This window comes from Micromonospora sp. NBRC 110009 (genome assembly GCF_030518795.1).
Lineage (GTDB): Bacteria > Actinomycetota > Actinomycetes > Mycobacteriales > Micromonosporaceae > Micromonospora.
In genome coordinates, this window is record NZ_CP130427.1 from 670421 (window position 1) to 690574 (window position 20154).

Consider the following 20154-nt stretch of genomic DNA (forward strand, 5'->3'; position numbering starts at 1 on the left):
GGAGGATGGCGGGGTGCCCGAAGGTGACACCGTCTGGAACACCGCGCGCGTCCTCCAGCGCGCCCTGGCCGGTGCCCGGCTCACCGGTTCCGACTTCCGGGTGCCGCAGCTCGCCGCGACGGACCTGACCGGCTGGACCGTGCGGGAGTCGACCAGCCGTGGCAAGCACCTGCTGCTCCGGCTCACCGCCCCGCCCGACGCCGCCGGGCCGCCGCCCGGGGCGACCGCCGGGGGTCCGGGCACCGGGGCCGGGCGGGACTGGACGCTGCACTCGCACCTGCGGATGGACGGCGCCTGGCGGGCGTACGCGCCGGGCGAGCGGTGGGCGGCCCGACCGGCGCACCTGATCCGGGTGGTGCTCCGCTCCCCCGGCGCGGTCGCGGTCGGCTATCACCTGCACGAGCTGGCGCTGATCCCGACCGCCGAGGAGGAGTCGCTGGTCGGCCACCTCGGCCCCGACCTGCTCGGGCCGGACTGGGACCCGGACGAGGCGGTCCGCCGGCTGGCCGCCCACCCGGACGAGACCATCGGCGAGGCGCTGCTGGACCAGCGCAACCTGGCCGGGGTGGGCAACCTCTACAAGTGCGAGGTGCTCTTCCTGCGCGGCGTCTCGCCGTGGACGCCGGTCCGCGCGGTGCCCGACCTGGCCGGCACGGTCACCCTCGCGCAGCGGCTGCTCGCCGCCAACCGGGGTCGCTGGACGCAGAGCACCACCGGCTCGCTGCACCGGGGGCAGACCAGCTACGTGTACGGCCGCCGGGCCCAGCCGTGCCGGCGCTGCGGCACCGCGATCCGCAAGGAGGAGCTGGGCGAGCGGGTCACCTACTGGTGCCCGGCCTGCCAGCCGGAACGCCGGTGACGCCGTCCACTTCGTAGCGGGGAGCCGCTTCCACCGCCGGCGATTCGTGGAACTTCCACGAACCGGCAAGATCCCCCCGAGATACGGACGATTGGGCACTTCCCTCCCCACCGGCCGGCGTCGCATGCTGCGGTGGAGTGCTCACCGATCGTCAGCAGCGCGTCCGCCCGGCACGCCGGGGTGGTGGGCGTACGCGCCCCGATCCCGGGGAGAGCCATGGCCCTGTTCCGCAGACTCCGGCCGGGCTGGGCGGACCGTGCCGTCCGGACCGCCGAGGACCCCACGCCGACCGTGCCCGCCGCCCGGCCCGCCGAGGAGGAGGCCGCCGCCCCGGCCCCGGCCAGCCTCGACCCGGCCGCCGTGCCGCGCTGCTTCGGGCCGATGCCGAACTTCGCCGGCTCCCCGCTGCCGGCGCTCGACCGGGACGGCCTGCCGGTGCCCGGGACCGGCATCCGCAAGTTCGTCGACGCGCTGCCGCTGCCCGGCTCGCCGGCCACCGCCGGGCTGGGCGCCCTGCTGCCCGTCGCGGTGCCCGACACCATCACCTGGCCGGGTTGCGACTACTACGAGATCGGGTTGCAGGAGTACGCCCAGCGGCTGCACCGGGACCTCCCGGCCACCCGGCTGCGCGGCTACCGCCAGCTCAACCTGGGCACCGACCCGGCCGGGCACAACACGGTCAGCCCGCCGGACCGGCCCTGGCACCTGGGGCCGGTCGTCATGGCCCGGCGGGGCCGGCCGGTCCGGGTCAAGTTCATCAACCAGCTCCCCACCGGCCGGGCCGGCGAGCTGTTCCTGCCGGTCGACGAGACGGTCGACGGGGCCGGCACCGGGCCGCTGGACGGGCCGGCGCCGTACCCGCAGAACCGGGCGGTGCCGCACCTGGCCGGCGCGCAGACCGGCTGGATCAGCGCCGGCAACCCGTGGCAGTGGGTCACCCCGGCCGGCGAGATCACCCCGTACCCGACCGGGGTGGGGGTGATCCCGGTGCCGGACATGCCCGCGCCGGGAGCCGGGGCCGCCACGCTCTACTACCCGAACGACCAGAGCGGCCGGCTGATGTGGCTGCACGACAACACCCTCGGCCTGTCCCGGCTCACCGTCTACTCGGGACAGCTCGCCCTCTACCTGCTCACCGACCCGGCCGAGGAGCGGCTGGTCGCCGAGGACGTCCTCCCCGCCGACCAGCTCCCGCTGGTGATCCAGGACAAAACCTTCGTGCCGGACGACGCCCAGCTCGCCGCGGAGGACCCGACCTGGGACCGGGACCGCTGGGGCGCCAAGGGCAGCCTCTGGCACCCGCACGTCTACCAGCCGCGGCAGAACCCGTACCGGAGCACCGGCGCCAACCCGACGGGCCGCTGGGACTACGGGCCGTGGACGCACGACCCGGACGGCGGGGGCAGCCCGTGGGTGGCCCCGGTGCCGAATCCGCACCACGACCCGGTCGCCGACCCGGCGGAGCCGCCCCTGGCGCCGGGGGTGCCGCACCCGTCGGCCGTGCCCGAGGCGTACGGGGATACCCCGCTGGTCAACGGGGTCGCCTACCCGTACCTGGAGGTGGCGCCGCGGGCGTACCGGTTCCGGATCCTCAACGCCTGCGCGGACCGCAGCCTGCACCTGCAGCTCTACCGGGCCTGCTCGGACGAGCCGATGTGGACCGACGACGGCGAGCTGGCCGAGCCGGAGGCCGGGGAGGTGCCGATGGTCGAGGCGGTCCGCGCGGCCGGGCGCCCGGCGTACTGGCCCACCGACGGGCGCGACGGCGGGGTGCCGGACCCCCGGGCCGCCGGCCCGGACCTGGTCCAGGTCGGCAACGAGTGCGGCCTGCTGCCCGCCCCCGTGGTGCTGGTGAACCGGCCGATCGGCTTCCGCTACGACCGGCAGGACCCGACCGTCCTCAACGTGGACGGACACACCCTGCTGCTCGCCCCCGGTGAGCGGGCCGACGTGGTGGTCGACTTCTCCACCGTGCCCCCGGGCAGCACGCTGATCCTCTACAACGACTGCCCGGCCCCGCTGCCCCGGTTCGACCCCCGGTACGACCACCACACCGACGCCCCCGACCGGACCGGCACCGGCGGGCTGCCCGCCACCCGCCCCGGGTACGGCCCGAACACCCGCACCCTGCTTCAGATCCGGGTGGCCGGCACCCCGGCGCGGCCGTACGACCTGGCCCGGCTCGCCGCCCACCTGCCCGGCGCGTACGTGGCGAGCCAGCGGCCGCCGATCGTGCCGCAGCCGGCGTACGACGAAGCCTTCGGCACCCGTACGCCCCGGGAGACGCTGGTCCCGGCGCGCGCCACCACGGTCAGCTTCACCCCGCCCGGCGCGGTCGCCCCGGTGGCCCTGCCGCTGGCGGTGAAGGCGGTCGGGCAGGTCTTCGAGTCCCGGCACGGCCGGGCCGTGGGCCGGCTCGGGGTCGGCCACCCGCTCGCCGGCCCGGTCGCTCCGGCCACCCTGCCGCTCGGGCCGGCCGACCCGGCCACCGAGGTGCTGTACGTGACCGATCCCACCACCCCGGTGGGCGGGCCGGCCGACGGCACCCAGCTCTGGCGGATCGTGGGCGACGCGCCGCGTACCCATCCGGTGCACGTGGAGGGGTGCGACGTGCAGCTGGTCAACCGGGTCGGCTGGGACGGCACGCTCCGTCCGCCCGATGCCAACGAGTTGGGCTGGAAGGAGACGGTCCGGGTGAACCCCCGGGAGGACGTGATCGTGGCGCTGCGCCCGGTCCCGCCCGGCCTACCGTTCAAGATCGGCGACAGCGTACGCCTGCTCGACCCGACCCGGCCGGCCGGCGCGCGGCTGGACGCCAGCCCGGTCAGCCCGGTCGACGGGCGGCCCGCCGCCGTGGTCAACCAGCTGGTCAACCTGGGCTGGGAGTACCGCTGGGGGACCCGCTCGGCGGCGCTGCGCGACCAGGGCATGAGCCGGCCGCTGGTGCTCCGGGTGGCGCCCAAGGCCCCGACCGGGCTGACCGCCACCCCGGCGCCCGGCTCGGCCACCGCGCTGCCGGCCATCGCGCTGGCCTGGACGGGCAACGGCAGCCGCCCGCCGGCCACCAGTCACCTGCTGCAACGGGCCGCCGACGCGGCCTTCACCACCGGCCTGACCGAGATCACCGTGGCGGCCACCGCCAGCCGGTACATCGACGCGACGGTGACCCCCGGGGCCACCTACCACTACCGGATCCGGGCGGAGAACGGGGTGAGCTGCTCGGCCTGGTCGAACAGCGTCCCGGCGTCGGTGCAGCTCGCCTCGCCGGCGAAGCTGACCGCGACGGTGCCGCCGGCCGCGCCGCTGCGGGTGGCGCTGCGCTGGGCAAACCGGTCCTTCGCGACGGGGGTCGACGTGCAGCGGGCCACCAACCCGACGTTCACCAGCGGGCCGGGGACCACCGCGATCATGGTCGGCGACGCCCACCTGGATCCAGCGGTCGCCCCGGACACCACGTACTACTACCGGGTGCGGACGACGTACCTGGGCGCGGCCTCACCGTGGTCGACGGTGGCCACCGTGACCACCCCACCCCGACCGTCGGTGCCGACCGCGGTGACCGCCGTCGCCATCGCGCCCGCCCCGGACACCGCCACGGTGATCCTGAGCTGGTCGGCCGGCACGCCCCCCGGGCCCGGCTCCGGCTTCGTGGTGCAGCGGGCCACCGACCCGGGCTTCAGTCGCGACGTGGCGAACTTCTCGGTGACCGGCCGGGGCTTCACCAACACCGGCCTCACCCGGGGCGCGATCTACCACTACCGGATCAGGTCGGTCAACGTCGTCGGCACCTCACCGTGGACCAGCGCCACCCGGGTCACCACCCCTCCGCCCTGACCCCGGACCCCCTCGGGTCAGGGGGTCCGCAGGGGGGTGTTGGCGGTGCGGAGCTCGGCGAGCGCCGAGGCGATGCCGTGGAGGAGGTCGGTGGCCTCGGTGAGCCGGGCGGCCGCCGGGTGCTCGGTGCTCGGGCGGGCGTCCTCGGCCACGTAGCCGGCGGCGGCCACCACCAGCCGCTCGTACGCGGCCACCCCGTCCTCCAACTGGGCGGTCAGGGTCGCGTGCACCTCGGCCAACGGCCCCCGGGGGGCGATGTCGAGGGCGCGTTCGACGCTGGCGGCCCGGACAGCCAGTTCGCGCAGGGACCGGTCGGCCTCGGCGGCCTCGCGGACCGCCGGCTCGGCCAGGCCGGTGAGCCGCCCGGCCATCCCGGCCAGGGTGAGCGACGCCCGGTCCAGCCGCGCCCACGCCTCGGCGGCGATGGTGCCGCGCAGTGCCAGACGGGAGCGGACCCGGCGTACCTCGGCCAGCACGCCCGGGCCGATGGGCAGCCGCTCGACGGCGGCGACCAGCCGCGCGCGGGAGCGGGCGGCGGCCACCGCCGGGTCGAGGGCCGGCGGCGCCGGCACGGCGGCGAGGGCCCGCAGGTCGATCCAGCGCCACGCGGCGACCGCGATGGCGCTGCCCGCCGCGCCGGCCCAGGCCGCGTCCGGCAGGCCGAGCCCGGCGTACGGGGTCAGCACCGCCGCAGCGCCGCCGAGCCCGCCGGCCAGCACGCTCCACCGCCTCGCGGAGCGCCGCAGCCGGCGCAGTCGACGGAAGTGTCGCGCCCGCTCGTCCGCCATCGCCCTCTCCCCGTGTCTCAGCCGGTGGTGCTCTCCCCGGTGTCGCGCTCCTTGCTCATGGTGGCCCGGATCTGGTCGAGCCGGGCGGCGGCCGCCGGGTCGGCGGCGGGGGCGGGCTGCCCCTGCGCCACCGCGGGCCGCTCCTGCCGGCCGGCGAGCTGCTCGCCGGCCATGCTCGACCGGATCTGCTCCAGTCTCGCCGACCCGGCCGAGTCGAGGGTCGCCTTCTGGATCTCCAGCATCCGGCCCTCGACGGAGTTGCCGGCCAGCTCGGCCCGGCCCATCGCGGTGGCGTAGCGGCGCTCGATCCGGTCGCGGACCTCGTTCAGCGACGGGGTGCTGCCCGGGGCGGTGAGCGCGGACATCGACTCCAGCGAGCGGGCCACGGTCTCCTGCATCTTGGCCTGCTCCAGCTGGCTGAGCAGCTTGGTCCGCTCGGCCAGCTTCTGCTGGAGGATCATCGAGTTGTTCTCGACCGCCTTGCGGGCCTGGGCGGCCGCACCGAGCGCCTGGTCGTGCAGCGTCTTCAGGTCCTCCATGGCCTGCTCGCCGGAGACCAGCTGGGTGGCGAGGAGCTGGGCGGACTGCTCGTAACGCCCGGCCTCGGCCTCCTCGCCCTTGGCCCGGGCCTGGTCGGCCAGGACCAGGGCCTGCCGGGCGTTGGCCTGGAGCTGCTCGACCTCGGACATCTGCCGGGACAGCTTCATCTCCAGCTGGCGCTGGTTGCCGATCACCGCGGCCGCCTGCTGGACCAGGGCCTGGTGCTGCCGCTGGGCCTCCTCGATGGCCTGCTGGATCTGCACCTTCGGATCGGCGTGCTCGTCGATCTTCGCGCCGAAGAGCGCCATCAGGTATTTCCAACCCTTGACGAACGGGTTCGCCATCTCCGCCTTGTCCCCTCAGTAGCGTCGCGCCGCCTCGACCCTGGTCGACGGGCGAGCCGCGCGGTATGCCTCCATCGTTCCAGCCGGAAGCCAACCAGGCACCCGTACGACCCTGATCAAAACACTACGCGGCGGCCGCCACCGGAGGCCATGGCGCGCAACGGATCAGGCGGCGCAGACCACGTCGCGGTCGGCGGGGCGAACCCGGGTGCTGCGGAGGGTGGCCTTGAGCGGCGAGTCCTGGCGGACCTGAACGGCCACCGACCCGTCGGAGGTGACCTGGCGGACCCCCCGGTTGGTCGCCTTGCGCACGGCGGACGCGGCGACCGGGGTCGGCTCGACCGGCTCGTCGGCCAGCGGAACCAGCACGCCCGGCATCTGCTCGGCCAGGGCGACCGTGTCGCTGACCTCGCGGAGCAGCTCGGAGAGGCGGGCGCCGAGCGCGTCGCAGATCGCCGCGAGCAGCTCGCTGGAGGGCTCCTTCTGGCCGCGCTCGATCTCGGAGAGGTAGCCCAGGCTCACGTTGGCGGCGGAGGAGACCTCGCGAAGGGTGCGGTGCTGCCCCTGACGGCGTGCCCGCAGCGCGTCACCGATCACCCGGCGTAGCAGGACCATTGCACCTCCCCCTGACGGGACCACCATCTCCGGCCGGCCGTGCCGCGCCGGGCGCGGCGGACCGCCCCCCACGCCGACGTCGCCCGTCGGAGCCTTCCCGCAACCGTACCCGTTGCGGGGCCCGCCGACATCCCGCCCCACCCCTCCAGTTGCCCGGTTCCGGCCCGGCGGGCCGGTGGGGGCCACCCGGCCGGCCCGGCCGCGGTCGGGCGTGTCGGCCGCCCGGCTCACCGGTGCCCCGCCCCGGCCGGGTCGCCGGCGTCCAGCGACGCACCGGCGTCGGCCCCGCCGGCGGCCTGGATCCGCTCGGCCAGCAGGCGCAGCGCCTCGATCACCGCGGCGGCGCGGATGTGCGCCCGGCCACCGTCGAGGTCCAGTCGGCGGACCTGGGTGCCGCCGGGGCCGGCGGCGGCGACGTAGACCAGGCCGACCGGCTTGCCGTCCTGCGGTTCCGGCCCGGCGACGCCGGTGGTGGCCAGCCCCCAGTCCGCGCCGCAGCGGCGTCGCCCGCCCTCGGCGAGCGCGGCCGCCACGTCCGGGTCGACCGGTCCGCGCTCCGCCAGCAGGTCCGCCGGTACGCCGGCCAGCTCCGACTTCAGCTCGGTGGCGTAGACCACCAGCCCGCCCCGGAAGACGCCGCTCACCCCGGCGATCTCCACGATCGAGGCGGAGAGCAGGCCGCCGGTGAGCGACTCGACGGTGGCCAGGGTCTCCTGCCGCTCGTGCAGGCTGTGCACCACCGATGCCGCCGGGCTGCCGGTGGGGCGCTCGTGCTTCGCATCCGTTTCCATGCCCAACCCCTCTTCCCCCGGCGGCCCGCCCTAGTCATCCTCGGCGCGGATCCGTCGATCATGGCGCCGTCGCCGTCGCCGTCACCCGCCGCGCCGGCCCGCCGGACGGTCAGCGGGTGGGGCGGCGCAGGCGGAGAGCCTGTGCGATGTAGTCGAAGCCGGTGACCACGGTGACCACCACCGCGGCACCCATGATCCACGGGCCGACACCGGCCGGCGCGTCGGGCATCGGCCAGAGGTACCAGGTGATGGCGAGGATCTGGAGCGCCGTCTTGATCTTGCCGCCCCGACTGGCGGCGATCACGCCGTGCCGGATCACCCAGAAGCGCAGCGCGGTGATGCCCAGCTCGCGGACGAGGATCACCACGGTCACCCACCAGGGCAGCCGGTCGTACCAGGAGAGCAGCACCAACGCGGCCCCGGTGAGCGCCTTGTCGGCGATCGGGTCGGCGACCTTGCCCAGCGAGGTGACCAGCTCGAACCGGCGGGCGATCCAGCCGTCGACCAGGTCGGTCGCCGAGGCGACCACGAAGATCAGGCAGGCGGCCATCCGCCAGCCGGCGTGGGTCATCCCCGAGGCGACGACGGTGACCGCGAAGACCGGCACCAGCACCAGCCGCGCCGCGGTCAACAGGTTCGCCGCGTTGAGCAGGGGCACCGGGGCCACCGTCGACTCCGCCCCGGTCATACCTGGCACCGCGTCACGTGGCTCCCCCGCTCTCTCCGGGCCCGCCGTCACCGTGCCGCGCCGGGCGCCGCCGAGATCATCTCATCCGGTACGGCAATCAGGTCGACACCCTCGGTCGCGGTGACCGTGGCCCGGACCAGATCGCCGGGGCGCAGCGCGGCCAGGTCCACCCCGCCGCCCGCCGGGGCGACCAGGGTGGTCGAGCCGTCGACCTCGGGCGCCTGGTGAGCCGCCCGACCCTCCACCACGCCGTCGGCGACCGAGTCGACCAGCACCTCGACGGTCGCGCCGAGCCGCTCCTCGGCCCGCTGCGAGCAGAGCTCGTCGGCGAGCGCGCTGAGCTTGTCGTAGCGCCGCTTGACGGTGGCGGCGGAGACCTTGCCGGGCAGGCCGGCGGCCTCGGTGCCGTCCTCGTCGCTGTAGTCGAACACGCCGATCGCGTCGAGGCGCGCCTCGGTCAGGAAGCGGACCAGCTCGGCCACGTCCTGCCGGGTCTCGCCGGGGAAGCCGACGATGAAGTTGCTGCGCGCGCCCGCCGCCGGGGCCAGGGCGCGGGCGGAGGCCAGCAGCTCCAGGAAGCGGTCGGTGGAGCCGAAGCGGCGCATCCGGCGCAGCACCGGCTCGCTGGAGTGCTGGAACGACAGGTCGAAGTAGGGAGCCACACCGGGCGTGGTGGCGATCACCTCGACCAGGCCGGGTCGGGTCTCCGCCGGCTGGAGGTAGCTGGCCCGCACCCGCACGATCCCGTCGATCGCGGCGAGCTGCGGCAGCAGCTTCTCCAGCGCCCGCGGATCGCCCAGGTCCTTGCCGTAGGAGGTGGAGTTCTCGCTGACCAGCACCAGCTCACGGACGCCGGTCTTGGCCAGCCACTCCGCCTCGGCGAGCAGCTCGTCCGGGGTGCGCGAGACGAAGGCGCCGCGGAACGCCGGGATGGCGCAGAACGCGCAGCGCCGGTCGCAGCCGCTGGCCAGCTTGAGCGACGCCACCGGGCCGGTGTCGAGCCGGTGCCGAAGCACCTGCCGCAGGTGCGCCGGGGTGTGCTCGTCGGTCTCCGCGACCGCGCGGGCCGGCGTGCCGTGGCCGGGCAGCGACACCGCCGCCTCGCGCCGCTTCACCGGGGTGAGCGGCAGCAGCTCGCGACGGTCCCGCGGGGTGTGCGCGTCGATCGCCTCGCCGGCGACCACCGCGTTCAGCCGGGCGGAGATGTCCGGGTAGTCGTCGAAGCTCAGCACCGCCTGCGCCTCGGGGAGGCTGTCGGCCAGCTCGCGGCCGTACCGCTCGGCCATGCAGCCGGCGGCGACCACCTTGGCGCCGGTGTCCGCGGCGGCGAGCAGCGTCTGGATCGAGTCCTGCTTGGCCTTCTCCACGAAGCCGCAGGTGTTCACGACCACCACGTCGGCGCCCTCGCCGTCGGTCGTCACCTGCCAGCCGTCGGCGTGCAGCCGGGCGGCCAGCTCCTCCGAGTCGACCTCGTTACGGGCGCAGCCCAGGGTCAGCAGGGCGACGCGGCGGCCGTCGGGCGACGGCTCCAGGTCGCGGCGCGGCACCGGACGCGCCGAGCTGGAGTCGTCGAAGGAAGGGGAGGTGGCAGACACCATCCGAGGGTACCGGGCCACGCCGGGAAGCCCACGACGGCGGGCCGCGGGCATCGGCCGGCTCACAGCGCCGGTCAGCGCGCGGCCGCGCCCACCCGGGCCAGCCGGTCGAGCAGGAAGACCTCCGTGCCGGCCAGGCCGGTGGAGCAGAAGACCGAGATCTGTTCCGCGCCGGTCCGGCCCGGGACCGCCCCGGCCAGCACCGCGCCCAGGTCGCGCAGCCGTCCGGCGTACGGCTCGACGGCGGTGAGCATCGGCGGCACGTACGCGGCGGCCTGCGCGGGCGAGTCGGTGACCAGCAGGTCGGCGGCGTCCAGCAGGTCCGTGCCGAACTCGTGCCGGTTGACCTGCTTGAAGCCGACGGTGTTGACGTGCGTGCCGGGGGCGAGGTCGGCGGCGTCCAGCACCGGGGTGGTGCTGGTGGTGGCGAGGACCACCAGGTCCCGCTCCCGGACCGCCTCGGCGGCCGAGCCGACCGCGCGGGCCGGCACGCCCAGCTCGGCCCGGACCCGGGCGGCGAACGCCTCCCGCCGGGCCGCCGACCGGCTGTGCACCGTCACCTCGCGCAACGGGCGGACCGCGGCGGCGGCCCAGACCTGGGTCCACGCCTGGCGGCCGGAGCCGACCACACCGAGGGTGGCCGCGTCCGGGCGGGCCAGGGCGTCCACCGCCACCCCGCCCAGTCCCCCGGTGCGCCGGGAACCCAGCTCCTCCCCGACCGCGATGGCCCGCACCGCCCCGGTCCGGGCGTCGTGCAGCACGACCAGCTGCCCGCTCTCCAGGTGCCCGAACGTGTCGTACGACCGGAAGCCGTACCACTCGCCGGTGAGGTGGCCGGCGGTGAGCACCATCCGGCCGCCGCCGAGCGGCGCGGACGCCCGGGGCGGGGCGATGAGCCGCCCCTCGTACGCGGCCAGCACGGCGTCCCGCATGGCGGCGACGGTGAGCGGGGCGTCCACGGCGGCGGCGACATCCTCGTCGGAGAAGAGCACGGTCATGCCGACCATGGTGCAACCTGAAGTTCGCGTGAACTCCAGCGATGGTGGGGTTGGTCACCACGGCGGCCCGCCGGCCCCGGCGGTGCTAGCGTCGGCTTCGGCGGCCCCGCGCCGCCCCGGACGAGTGGTGGGCGTACCCGGTCAGGCCAAGACGCCCCGTGTGACCGCCCGTCCCGGCCCCGGTGGCCGGGGCCGTCCCGTCAGAGGTGACCCATGGCCTGGCTCGTGCTGGTGCTCTCCGGACTGCTGGAGACCGCGTGGGCGATCGCCCTCGACCGCAGCGCCGGCTTCACCCGCCCGCTCCCCTCCGCCGTCTTCGCCGTCTCGCTGGTGGCCAGCATGGCCGGCCTGGCGTACGCGCTGCGCGACATCCCGGTCGGCACCGGCTACGCGGTCTGGGTCGGCATCGGCGCGGTCGGCACCGCGCTGGTCGGCATGCTGGCGCTCGGCGAGTCGGCCAGCCTGCCCCGGATCGCCTGCCTGCTGCTCGTGGTCGCCGGCGTGGTCGGCCTCAAGCTCTTCCACTGATCCTCCGACCTGCCCGGACGTCCGGTTTGGACAGCGGGCCGATCCGGGTAGTTCTTCCTCGCCCCACCCGAGAGGAACCCACTGACGGAGGACACCATGGCCGACATGCCCGCCACCACCCGCCCCCGCGGCAACGCCGCGCGGATCTGCACCATCCTCGGTTTCGTCTTCGCCGCCATCGCCATCTTCGTGCCGTTCCTCGGCCTGGTCGGGCTGATCCTCGGCATCGTCGGCGCGGTGCTCGGCGACAAGCCGCTCGGCTGGTACGCCGCCGTCGCGAGCGTCGTCGGCGCCGTCCTCGGCTACATCATCGCCGCCGCGATCCTGAACTCCTGACCGGACCGCCAGCACCACGAGGGCCCGCCGGATCCCGGCGGGCCCTCGTCGCATGACAGGTTCGAGCTACTCCTCGGCGCCGCGCAGGCCGACCAGGACCTCCTCCAGCTCGTCCGGCTTGACCAGCACGTCGCGGGCCTTGGACCCCTCGGACGGGCCGACCACGCCCCGGGTCTCCATCAGGTCCATCAGCCGGCCCGCCTTGGCGAACCCGACCCGCAGCTTGCGCTGGAGCATCGAGGTGGAGCCGAACTGCGAGGTGACCACCAGCTCCACCGCCTGCACCAGCAGGTCCAGGTCGTCGCCGATGTCCTCGTCGATCTTCTTCTTGCTGTCCTGCGCGACGGTCAGCACGTCCGAGCGGAACTCCGGCTCGCGCTGGTCCTTGCAGAACTTCACCACGTCGTGGATCTCGCGCTCGGTCACCCAGGCGCCCTGGATCCGGATCGGCTTCGACGCCCCCATCGGCAGGAACAGGCCGTCGCCGCGGCCGAGCAGCTTCTCCGCACCCGGCTGGTCGAGGATGACCCGGGAGTCCGCCAGCGAGGAGGTGGCGAACGCCAGCCGGGACGGCACGTTCGCCTTGATCAGGCCGGTGACCACGTCGACCGAGGGGCGCTGGGTGGCGAGCACCAGGTGGATGCCGGCGGCCCGGGCGAGCTGGGTGATCCGGACGACGGAGTCCTCCACGTCGCGCGGCGCGACCATCATCAGGTCGGCCAGCTCGTCCACGATCACCAGCAGGTACGGGTACGGCCGCAGCTCCCGCTCGCTGCCGGGCGGGGCCTTGATCTCGCCGTTGCGCACCTTGCGGTTGAAGTCGTCGATGTGCCGGACCCCGTTGGCGGCGAGGTCGTCGTAGCGCATGTCCATCTCGCGGACGACCCACTCCAGCGAGTCGGCCGCCTTCTTCGCGTTGGTCACGATCGGGGTGACCAGGTGCGGGATGCCCTCGTAGCCGGTCATCTCGACCCGCTTCGGGTCGATCAGCAGCAGCCGCACCTCGTCCGGGGTGGCCCGGGTGAGGATCGACACGAGCAACGAGTTCAGGCAGGACGACTTGCCCGCGCCGGTGGCGCCCGCGATCAGGATGTGCGGCATCTTGGCCAGGTTGGCCACCACGTAGCCACCCTCGATGTCCTTGCCGAGCGCGACCACCATCGGGTGGTGGTCGCTGGTCGCCGCCCGCGACCGCAGCACGTCGCCGAGCGCCACGTTCTCCGGGTCGGTGTTCGGGATCTCCACGCCGACCGCGCTCTTGCCCGGGATCGGGCTGAGGATCCGCACGTCCGGCGACTTCACCGCGTACGCGATGTTGCGGGAGAGCTGGGTGATCCGCTCGACCTTGACGCCCGGGCCCAGCTCGACCTCGTACCGGGTGACCGTCGGGCCGCGGGTGAAGCCGGTGACCGCCGCGTCCACGTCGAACTGCTCGAAGACGCCGGTCAGCGCGGCGATCACCTCGTCGTTGGCCTTGCTGCGGGTCTTCGGCGCGGCGCCGCTGCCCAGCATGTTGGCCGGCGGCAGCGTGTAGTCGCCGGCCAGCCCGGTGAGCGCGAGCTGCTCCGCCCGGGTGGGCAGCGGCGAGTGCTCCGGCGGCTTGCGGCTCGCCGGCACCTTCCCGCGCGACTTGCGCGGCAGCACCAGGGTGTCCTGCAGGTCGACGCCGTCGAGGTCGTCGTCCAGCTCCTCCGGGTCCAGCGGCGGCGGCAGCCGCTTGGCCGGCCGCTTACGGGCCGGCTTCGCCGCCGCCTCGGTCTCCGCGTCGTCCGTGCTCGGCGGCGCGACCAGGGTGCCGGCGAGCAGGCCGAGCCGCTCCGGGATCTTGTTGATCGGGGTGGCGGTCACCACCAGCAGGCCGAACACCAGCAGCAGCACGAGCAGCGGCACCGCCACCCAGGCGGTGACGGCGGCCTCCAGCAGGTCGCCGAGGCCGGCGCCGATCAGGCCGCCGGCGTAGTCCCGCTGCACCGAGTCGACCGGGTCCTGTCCGATGTGCAGCATCGCGGCGGTGGCGAGCAGCATCGAGCCCCAGCCGACCAGGCCGCGCCCGCGGTGCGCAGGATCGGCCGGGGTGCGCAGCAGCCGCCAGGCGCCGATCATCAGCAGCACCGGCACCACGATCGCGATCGCGCCGAGGAAGAGTCGGACGGTGTCGGCGAGGCGGGTGCCGACCGGGCCGGCGCCGCCGAACCAGATGGCCACCGCGCTGAGGAGGGCGAGGCCGAAGAGCAGCAGCCCTCCGCCGTCGCGGCGGTGCTCGGGGTCGAGGTCCCGCGCCGAGGCGGCCTGCCGGCCGGCGGCGCGGACCGCCCAGCCCAGCCCGTGCGCCACCCCCATCCACAGTGCACCGACGGCCCGGCCGAGGTAGACAGCCGGGCCCGGCCGGGCCGCGGTTCGCCGCCGGGGAGCGGCCCGGGTGGACTTCTTGGCCGGTTGGCGGGCACGGCTGTTCGTGGTGCCGCGCGGCGACGCGCCGCGCCGCCGGCTCGCCTGAGAGGTACGGCCCGCCATAGAGTCACCGTAACGGCGGGGCCCGGCAGATCGCCGCTTTTCCGGGTCGTGTCCGCGTGTCACGGCACGGAGCGGACCGTCGTGTGTGTTATTCGCCTCAGAAGGGATGCCCCATGGCGTCGCCGGAGATCGAGGACGGTCCGGAAGGCCCCCTGGCCGGACACCCGCAGGCGTTGCGACCGCTGACCGGCGGGCTGATCGCCGCCGTGCTGGCCAACCGGGGATACATGGTCACCGAGGACGCCGACGGCGACTTGGTCGGCCGCTGGGCGGAGAGCCTGATCTGGTTCCACCGCCGGGGCGCCGACGGGGAGCTGCTCCAGGTCCGCACCGTCGTCGGGCACCGCTTCGGCATCGCGCACGTCCCCGCCCTCTACGCCTTCTGCAACGCCTGGAACCACGACCGGCTCTGGCCCAAGGCGTTCGTGCACGTCACCGACGACGGGCTCGCCCAGGTCTGCGGCGAGGTGACCACCGACCTGGAACGCGGGGTCACCCCGCACCAGCTCGACCAGCTCATCGACTGCGGCATCGCCACCGGCTGCCAGCTCGCCGCCGAGGTGGGCCTCCTGCCGGGCGGGTCGGTCCGGTGACCACCTCCCGCGACCGGGGCCTGGCCGACGCCCTCGCCGACGCCCGGGACCTGCCCGACGGGGAGGCCCGCTGCGCCGAGCTGGACCGGATCGCCGCGCGGGCCGACGCGACCGGCGACCCGGGCACCGGGCTGGCGGCGCGGCTCGCGCTGATCGAGACATACCTGCACCTCGGGGAGCGCTGGCGGCTGGTCGAGCCGGTCCGTCGCTGCCTGACGTCGCTGGACCGCAGCCCCGGCCGGCCCGGCGACCTGGAACGGCTGCTGCGGCACGAGCGGCAGGCGGTAGAGGCGCTCTTCGGCACCCCCCGGGTCGGGCTGGACCAGGCCCGCTCCCTGTTGGACGATCTCGCCGACCGGCTGGGCGAGGACGCCGAGCCGGTGGCCGAGCTGCGCTGCCGGCTCGCCGACCACCTCGGCGACGAGCCGACCGCCCGCAGGGAGTACGACAACTGGTGCCGGGAGCGTTCCGAGGCGGCCCGGCCCGGCCCGCCACACCCGCGACGCCCGACCACCGGCGCCGGGCCCGCCACCAGCACCGGGCCCGCCAGCAACGCAGGGCCCGCCGCCGACGCCGGGTCGGCCACCGGCGCGGCGGCCGGCGACGCGGTTGCCAGCTGTCCCGGGTGCGCCCCGGCACGGCGGGCGGAGCTGCTGGCCGGCTGGGGCGAACCGGCGGCGGCCCTGGGCGCGCTGCGGCCGGTACTCGACGGGGAGGTGGGCTGCACCGACCAGCCGGAGCGGGCGCTGGTGGCCGGGCTGCTGCCGTGGCTGCGCACCGGCGACGCGGCGCGGGCGGCCCGGGCGCACGTCCGGGCGTACCGCCGGCACCGCCGGGAGCGGGCCGCGTTCCCGCTGCTCGCGGCACACCTCCGGTTCTGCGCGCTGGGCGGGCACCTCGATCGGGGGCTGGAGGTGCTGGCCGAGCAGTTGCCCCGGCTGGACCACCCGGAGGACGACCTGGCCGCGATGGAGTTCGCCGCCGCCGGGTCGCGGGTGTGCGCCCTGGCCGTCGAGGCCGGGCTGGGCGGGCGGCGGATCCACCGTCCCGGACACGGGCCCCGCCCGGCGGCCGAGGTGGACGCCGCCACCCTCGGCGCGCAACTCCAGGCGCTGGCCACCGCGCTGGCCGGCAGCTTCGACGCCCGCAACGGCACCGGCCACCAGTCCGGCCGGATCGCCTCCTGGCTGGCCGAGCGTCCGGTCGCCGAGCCGGTGCCACTGCCCGCCGAGGACGAGGTCGACGAGGAGCCCGACGACCCGGGCCCGCCGGGCGAGGAGGAGCCAGCCCCGCTGAGCCTGGCGCTGCTCACCGCCGCGCTCGACGCCCGCGGGGACGGCTACGCGGTGGAGCCGGACGGCACGGTGGTGGGGCGCTGGGGAGCGGCCGTGATCCAGTTCCGCCGGCTCGGCCGGGAGGGGGAGATCCTGCACGCCCGCGTGGTGGCCGCCCGCCGGCTGCCGGCCGACCGCCGCGCCGAGGCGTACGCGTTCTGCAACGCCTGGAACCACGACCGGCTGCTGCCGGCGGCGTACGTGCACGACGCGGGCGACGGGACGCTGGTGCTGGCCGCCGACGTCACCACGGACCTGGCGCAGGGAGTGGCCCCGGCGCAGCTCGTCGTGCTGCTCACCGCCGCGGTCAGCACCGGGGTCGCGTACGCCGAGGCGGTCGCCGCGCTGCCCGGACCGGCCGAGGGCTAGCTCGGGCCGTCAGTCGGTCCCGGCCAGCGCCGCGAGGCGGCGGGCGAGCCGGGCGACGGCCTCCCGCAGTTCGGGAGGCTCCAGCACCTCCGCCTCGAAGCCCAGGCGGGCGACGTGCAGGGCCAGCCAGTCCAGGTCCTCCCCGCCGACGACGAGCACGCACCACCCGTCGCGATCGTCCTCGACGCGACCCACCTGGGGCGGCACCAGCTGCCGCACCCGGTCGGGTCGGGCATGCACCCGCACCCGGGCGAGATGCCGGTACGGCGCCTCGGTCACGGACCGCTGCACGTAGGCGACCGGGTCAGGATGCTCCCTCGGCCGGAAGCGCCAGGTCGTCGCCACCACCGCGTGCATCCGGTCCAGCCGGAAGGTGCGCCAGTCGTCGCGCTCGACGTCCCGGGCCATCAGGTACCAGCGGCGGCCGGTGGTGACCATCCGCACCGGCTCGACCGTGCGTTCCCGCTCCCCGCCGTCGCGGCCGGCATACCGGAACCGCACCCGCACGGCGTCGCGACAGGCCCGCGCGAGCGTCACCAGCAGCTCCGCGTCGATCTCGACCCCGGGGCCGACCAGGGTCTCGGTGGCGTCGTGCACCGCCCGCACCTCGGCGCGCAGCCGGGGCGGCATCACCTGGTCGAGCTTCGCGAGCGCCCGCAGGGCCGCCTCGCCCGCCCCGGCGACCGTGCCGCCCGACGCCAGCCGCAGCGAAACCGCCGTCGCGATCGCCTCCTCGTCGTCGAGGAGCAGCGGCGGCAGCCGGGTGCCCGCGCCGAGCTGGTAGCCGCCCCCGACGCCCGCCGTCGCGTGCACGGGGTAGCCGAGCGCGCGCAGCCGCTCCACGTCGCGGCGCACCGAGCGGTCGGTGACCCCCAGCTCGGCGGCGAGCTCGGCAGCGGTCCAGGACGGCCGCCGTTGCAGCAGCGCCAGCATCCGCAGCACCCGCTCGGTCGTCGCCGCGACGATCACCCACCCATCGTGCCACGAATCGCGGAACGATCCTGTCCGCTATTCGCGGGAGACTGGCACCATGACCGACGAGACTTGGAACGGCCACCCCCACCTGCCCACCCACCCGCCGACCCGGCGGGAGGCGAGCTGAGATGGCCCGCGACGTTCAGATCACCTTTGACTGCGCCGACCCGGCCGGGTTGGCCGCGTTCTGGGCGGAGGCCCTCGGCTACCGGCTGCAGGACCCGCCCGCGGGCTTCGAGTCGTGGGAGCAGGCCCTGGAGGCGATGGGCGTCCCGCCCGAGAGCCGCAACAACGCCTCGGCGGTGGTCGACCCCGAGGGCTCCGGGCCACGGCTGTTCTTCCAGCGGGTGCCGGAGGGCAAGCAGGCCAAGAACCGCGTGCACCTCGATGTGCGGGCCGCCCCCGGGCTGACCGGCGATGCCCGGATGGCGGCCCTGGAAGCAGAGGCCGAGCGGCTCGTCTCCCACGGCGCCACCCGGCTCCGGCGCCACGAGCCCGCTCCCCCGCTCGGCGCCGGTCACCTGATCCTGGCCGACCCCGAGGGCAACGAGTTCTGCCTCGACTGACCCGCCGGGCGGCGGGGCCGGCGACCTCGGCGCGGCCGGCCCCCGACTGAGGACCGATCCGGGCCGGCCTGGACGCGGCACGGCCCCCGGCCACGGGACGGTGGTGGGCGGGGGCCGCGGGGCGGGCGCGGGGCGTACCCGGAACGCGACGACGCCGGCCCACCGCGGACGGTGGACCGGCGTGCGGAGCCGGCGGGGTCAGACCTCGACGACCGTCGGCACGATCATCGGCCGGCGCCGGTACGCGTCGTTCACCCAGCGCCCGACGGTGCGCCGGACGATCTGCTGGAGCTGATGCGGGTCGGTGATGCCGTCCGCGGCGGCCCGGTTCAGCGCCTCGGTGACCAGCGGGACCACCGGGCTGAACGCCTCCGGGTCCTCGGAGAAGCCCTTCGCCGAGACGGTCGGGCCGCCGACCACCTTGCCGGTGACCGAGTCGACCACCACGGTGGCGGCGATGAAGCCGCCGTCGCCGAGGATCCGGCGCTCGGTGAGCAGCGACTCGCTGACGTCGCCGACGGCGAGGCCGTCGACGTAGACGTACCGGCTCTTCACGTGGCCGACCAGGCTGGCGCGGCCGTCGACCAGGTCGACCACGTCCCCGTCCTCGCAGAGCACCACCCGGTCCGACGCGACGCCGGACTCGATGCCGAGCCGGGCGTGCGCCCGCAGGTGCCGCCACTCGCCGTGCACCGGCATCAGGTTGCTCGGGCGGGTCACGTTGAGCAGGTAGAGCAGCTCACCGGCGGGGGCGTGGCCGGACACGTGCACCTTGGCCACGTCCTTGTGGATCACCGTCGCGCCGGCCCGGGCCAGCCGGTTGATCACCCGGTAGACCGAGGTCTCGTTGCCGGGCACCAGCGAACTCGCCAGCACCACGGTGTCGCCCGGGGCGATGGTGATGTGCCGGTGGTCGCCGCTGGCCATCCGGCCCAGCGCGCTCATCGGCTCGCCCTGCGAGCCGGTGGACATCAGCACGATCTGCTCGGGCGGCAGCGCGGTGGCCTCCTCCAACCCGACCACCAGGCCCGGCGGGATGTTGAGCAGGCCGAGGTCGCGGGCGATGCCCATGTTGCGGACCATCGACCGGCCGATCAGCGCCACCTTGCGGCCGTGCTCGATCGCCGAGTCGAAGACCTGCTGCACCCGGTGGACGTGCGAGGCGAACGAGGCGACGATGATCCGGCCGCGCGCCTTCTGGAAGATCGAGTCCAGGACCGGGCCGATCTCCCGCTCCGGGGTGACGAAGCCGGGGATCTCCGCGTTGGTGGAGTCCGACAGCAGCAGGTCCACGCCCTCGGCGCCGAGCCGGGCGAAGCCGGCCAGGTCGGTGATCCGGCCGTCCAGCGGGAGCTGGTCCATCTTGAAGTCGCCGGTGTGCAGCACCAGGCCGGCCGCGGTGCGGATGGCCACCGCGAGCGCGTCGGGGATCGAGTGGTTCACCGCGAAGAACTCGCACTCGAACGGGCCGAGCCGCTCGCGCCGCCCCTCGGCGACGGTCAACGTGTACGGCTGGATCCGCCGCTCGGCCAGCTTCGCCTCGACCAGGGCCAGGGTGAACTGCGAGCCGACCAGCGGGATGTCCGGCTTGTGGGCGAGCAGGTACGGCACCGCGCCGATGTGGTCCTCGTGGCCGTGGGTGAGCACGATCGCCTGCACGTCGCCGAGCCGGTCCAGGATCGGACCGAAGTCGGGCAGGATCAGATCCACGCCCGGCTGCTCGACGTCGGGGAAGAGCACCCCGCAGTCGACGATCAGCAGCTTGCCGTCGTACTCGAAGACCGTCATGTTCCGGCCGATGGCGCCGAGTCCGCCGAGCGGGATGATCCGCAGGCCGCCCTCCGGCAGCGGCGGGGGCAGCTCACCCTCGATGTGCGCCTCGGTCAC

17 protein-coding genes and 1 riboswitch are annotated in these 20154 nt (G+C 75.3%); of the genes, 7 read left to right on the forward strand and 10 right to left on the reverse strand.

Translation table 11 applies throughout. From position 1 onward, the window contains the following. The first annotated feature begins 13 nt into the window (after positions 1-13). Together Q2K19_RS03095 and Q2K19_RS03100 are read left to right on the forward strand one after the other, a co-directional pair. Complete coding sequence (locus Q2K19_RS03095) at positions 14-859, forward strand: zinc finger domain-containing protein (protein ID WP_302767472.1); 846 nt, start codon at positions 14-16, stop codon at positions 857-859. Between the two features lie 216 nt (positions 860-1075). Then, complete coding sequence (locus Q2K19_RS03100) at positions 1076-4693, forward strand: multicopper oxidase domain-containing protein (protein WP_302772236.1); 3618 nt, start codon at positions 1076-1078, stop codon at positions 4691-4693. A gap of 17 nt (positions 4694-4710) precedes the next feature. Here Q2K19_RS03100 and pspM read toward each other — a convergent pair whose 3' ends face one another. The 7 genes from pspM to Q2K19_RS03135 all read right to left on the reverse strand — a co-directional run bounded on the left by pspM (position 4711) and on the right by Q2K19_RS03135 (position 11052). Continuing rightward, entirely contained in the window at positions 4711-5481 is a 771-nt protein-coding gene (gene pspM, locus Q2K19_RS03105) for a phage shock envelope stress response protein PspM (protein ID WP_302767473.1), read from the reverse strand. 17 nt (positions 5482-5498) lie between these two features. Then, positions 5499-6365 (reverse strand): PspA/IM30 family protein, encoded by an 867-nt coding sequence (locus Q2K19_RS03110; RefSeq protein ID WP_302767475.1) that lies wholly within the window; start codon positions 6363-6365, stop codon positions 5499-5501. A gap of 165 nt (positions 6366-6530) precedes the next feature. Then, positions 6531-6980, reverse strand: coding sequence for a helix-turn-helix domain-containing protein (locus Q2K19_RS03115; protein ID WP_302767477.1), 450 nt, complete (start codon positions 6978-6980; stop codon positions 6531-6533). Positions 6981-7207: 227 nt separating this feature from the next. Continuing rightward, positions 7208-7771, reverse strand: a complete 564-nt coding sequence (locus Q2K19_RS03120) for a CinA family protein (RefSeq protein WP_302767479.1) — start codon at positions 7769-7771, stop codon at positions 7208-7210. A gap of 109 nt (positions 7772-7880) precedes the next feature. Continuing rightward, a complete protein-coding gene (gene pgsA, locus Q2K19_RS03125; protein ID WP_302767481.1) occupies positions 7881-8459 on the reverse strand; it encodes a CDP-diacylglycerol--glycerol-3-phosphate 3-phosphatidyltransferase in 579 nt (192 codons plus the stop codon). 47 nt (positions 8460-8506) lie between these two features. Further along, positions 8507-10057, reverse strand: coding sequence for a 30S ribosomal protein S12 methylthiotransferase RimO (gene rimO, locus Q2K19_RS03130; protein ID WP_302767483.1), 1551 nt, complete (start codon positions 10055-10057; stop codon positions 8507-8509). A 71-nt stretch (positions 10058-10128) separates the two neighbouring features. After that, positions 10129-11052, reverse strand: a complete 924-nt coding sequence (locus Q2K19_RS03135) for an ornithine cyclodeaminase family protein (protein ID WP_302767485.1) — start codon at positions 11050-11052, stop codon at positions 10129-10131. 93 nt (positions 11053-11145) lie between these two features. Further along, positions 11146-11213: riboswitch (guanidine-III (ykkC-III) riboswitch) on the forward strand. A gap of 52 nt (positions 11214-11265) precedes the next feature. Between Q2K19_RS03135 and Q2K19_RS03140 the strand changes: the two genes are divergently transcribed. Further along, on the forward strand, positions 11266-11580 hold the full coding sequence (locus tag Q2K19_RS03140; RefSeq protein WP_302767486.1) for a DMT family transporter: 315 nt from the start codon (positions 11266-11268) through the stop codon (positions 11578-11580). Between the two features lie 96 nt (positions 11581-11676). After that, positions 11677-11916, forward strand: coding sequence for a hypothetical protein (locus Q2K19_RS03145; RefSeq protein WP_302767487.1), 240 nt, complete (start codon positions 11677-11679; stop codon positions 11914-11916). 66 nt (positions 11917-11982) lie between these two features. On the opposite strand, the gene Q2K19_RS03150 is transcribed toward Q2K19_RS03145, so the two are convergent. Continuing rightward, positions 11983-14430: a DNA translocase FtsK gene (locus Q2K19_RS03150; RefSeq protein WP_302767488.1), complete on the reverse strand. Its 2448-nt coding sequence runs from the start codon at positions 14428-14430 to the stop codon at positions 11983-11985. Positions 14431-14543: 113 nt separating this feature from the next. Between Q2K19_RS03150 and Q2K19_RS03155 the strand changes: the two genes are divergently transcribed. Continuing rightward, the gene (locus Q2K19_RS03155) at positions 14544-15023 is read left to right on the forward strand and encodes a type III secretion system chaperone family protein (protein ID WP_302767491.1); all 480 of its coding nucleotides are present in this window, start codon (positions 14544-14546) and stop codon (positions 15021-15023) included. After that, the gene (locus Q2K19_RS03160; RefSeq protein ID WP_302767492.1) at positions 15020-16726 is read left to right on the forward strand and encodes a type III secretion system chaperone family protein; all 1707 of its coding nucleotides are present in this window, start codon (positions 15020-15022) and stop codon (positions 16724-16726) included. The genes Q2K19_RS03155 and Q2K19_RS03160 overlap by 4 nt, the downstream gene beginning before the upstream one ends. A 9-nt stretch (positions 16727-16735) precedes the next feature. Here Q2K19_RS03160 and Q2K19_RS03165 read toward each other — a convergent pair whose 3' ends face one another. Beyond that, positions 16736-17695 (reverse strand): helix-turn-helix transcriptional regulator, encoded by a 960-nt coding sequence (locus Q2K19_RS03165; protein ID WP_302767494.1) that lies wholly within the window; start codon positions 17693-17695, stop codon positions 16736-16738. Positions 17696-17829: 134 nt separating this feature from the next. Between Q2K19_RS03165 and Q2K19_RS03170 the strand changes: the two genes are divergently transcribed. Continuing rightward, complete coding sequence (locus Q2K19_RS03170) at positions 17830-18267, forward strand: VOC family protein (protein WP_302767496.1); 438 nt, start codon at positions 17830-17832, stop codon at positions 18265-18267. Positions 18268-18465: 198 nt separating this feature from the next. On the opposite strand, the gene Q2K19_RS03175 is transcribed toward Q2K19_RS03170, so the two are convergent. Continuing rightward, the gene (locus tag Q2K19_RS03175) at positions 18466-20154 is read right to left on the reverse strand and encodes a ribonuclease J (RefSeq protein ID WP_302767498.1); all 1689 of its coding nucleotides are present in this window, start codon (positions 20152-20154) and stop codon (positions 18466-18468) included.

What these genes read in the sequence shown, in the direction of transcription:
- Q2K19_RS03100 (WP_302772236.1), top strand. Translation starts at nt 1,076, where the DNA reads ATGGCCCTGTTCCGCAGACTCCGGCCGGGCTGGGCGGACCGTGCCGTC.
- pspM (WP_302767473.1), bottom strand. Translation starts at nt 5,481, where the DNA reads ATGGCGGACGAGCGGGCGCGACACTTCCGTCGACTGCGCCGGCTGCGG.
- Q2K19_RS03110 (WP_302767475.1), bottom strand. Translation starts at nt 6,365, where the DNA reads ATGGCGAACCCGTTCGTCAAGGGTTGGAAATACCTGATGGCGCTCTTC.
- Q2K19_RS03115 (WP_302767477.1), bottom strand. Translation starts at nt 6,980, where the DNA reads ATGGTCCTGCTACGCCGGGTGATCGGTGACGCGCTGCGGGCACGCCGT.
- Q2K19_RS03120 (WP_302767479.1), bottom strand. Translation starts at nt 7,771, where the DNA reads ATGGAAACGGATGCGAAGCACGAGCGCCCCACCGGCAGCCCGGCGGCA.
- pgsA (WP_302767481.1), bottom strand. Translation starts at nt 8,459, where the DNA reads ATGACCGGGGCGGAGTCGACGGTGGCCCCGGTGCCCCTGCTCAACGCG.
- rimO (WP_302767483.1), bottom strand. Translation starts at nt 10,057, where the DNA reads ATGGTGTCTGCCACCTCCCCTTCCTTCGACGACTCCAGCTCGGCGCGT.
- Q2K19_RS03135 (WP_302767485.1), bottom strand. Translation starts at nt 11,052, where the DNA reads ATGACCGTGCTCTTCTCCGACGAGGATGTCGCCGCCGCCGTGGACGCC.
- Q2K19_RS03140 (WP_302767486.1), top strand. Translation starts at nt 11,266, where the DNA reads ATGGCCTGGCTCGTGCTGGTGCTCTCCGGACTGCTGGAGACCGCGTGG.
- Q2K19_RS03145 (WP_302767487.1), top strand. Translation starts at nt 11,677, where the DNA reads ATGGCCGACATGCCCGCCACCACCCGCCCCCGCGGCAACGCCGCGCGG.
- Q2K19_RS03150 (WP_302767488.1), bottom strand. Translation starts at nt 14,430, where the DNA reads ATGGCGGGCCGTACCTCTCAGGCGAGCCGGCGGCGCGGCGCGTCGCCG.
- Q2K19_RS03155 (WP_302767491.1), top strand. Translation starts at nt 14,544, where the DNA reads ATGGCGTCGCCGGAGATCGAGGACGGTCCGGAAGGCCCCCTGGCCGGA.
- Q2K19_RS03170 (WP_302767496.1), top strand. Translation starts at nt 17,830, where the DNA reads ATGGCCCGCGACGTTCAGATCACCTTTGACTGCGCCGACCCGGCCGGG.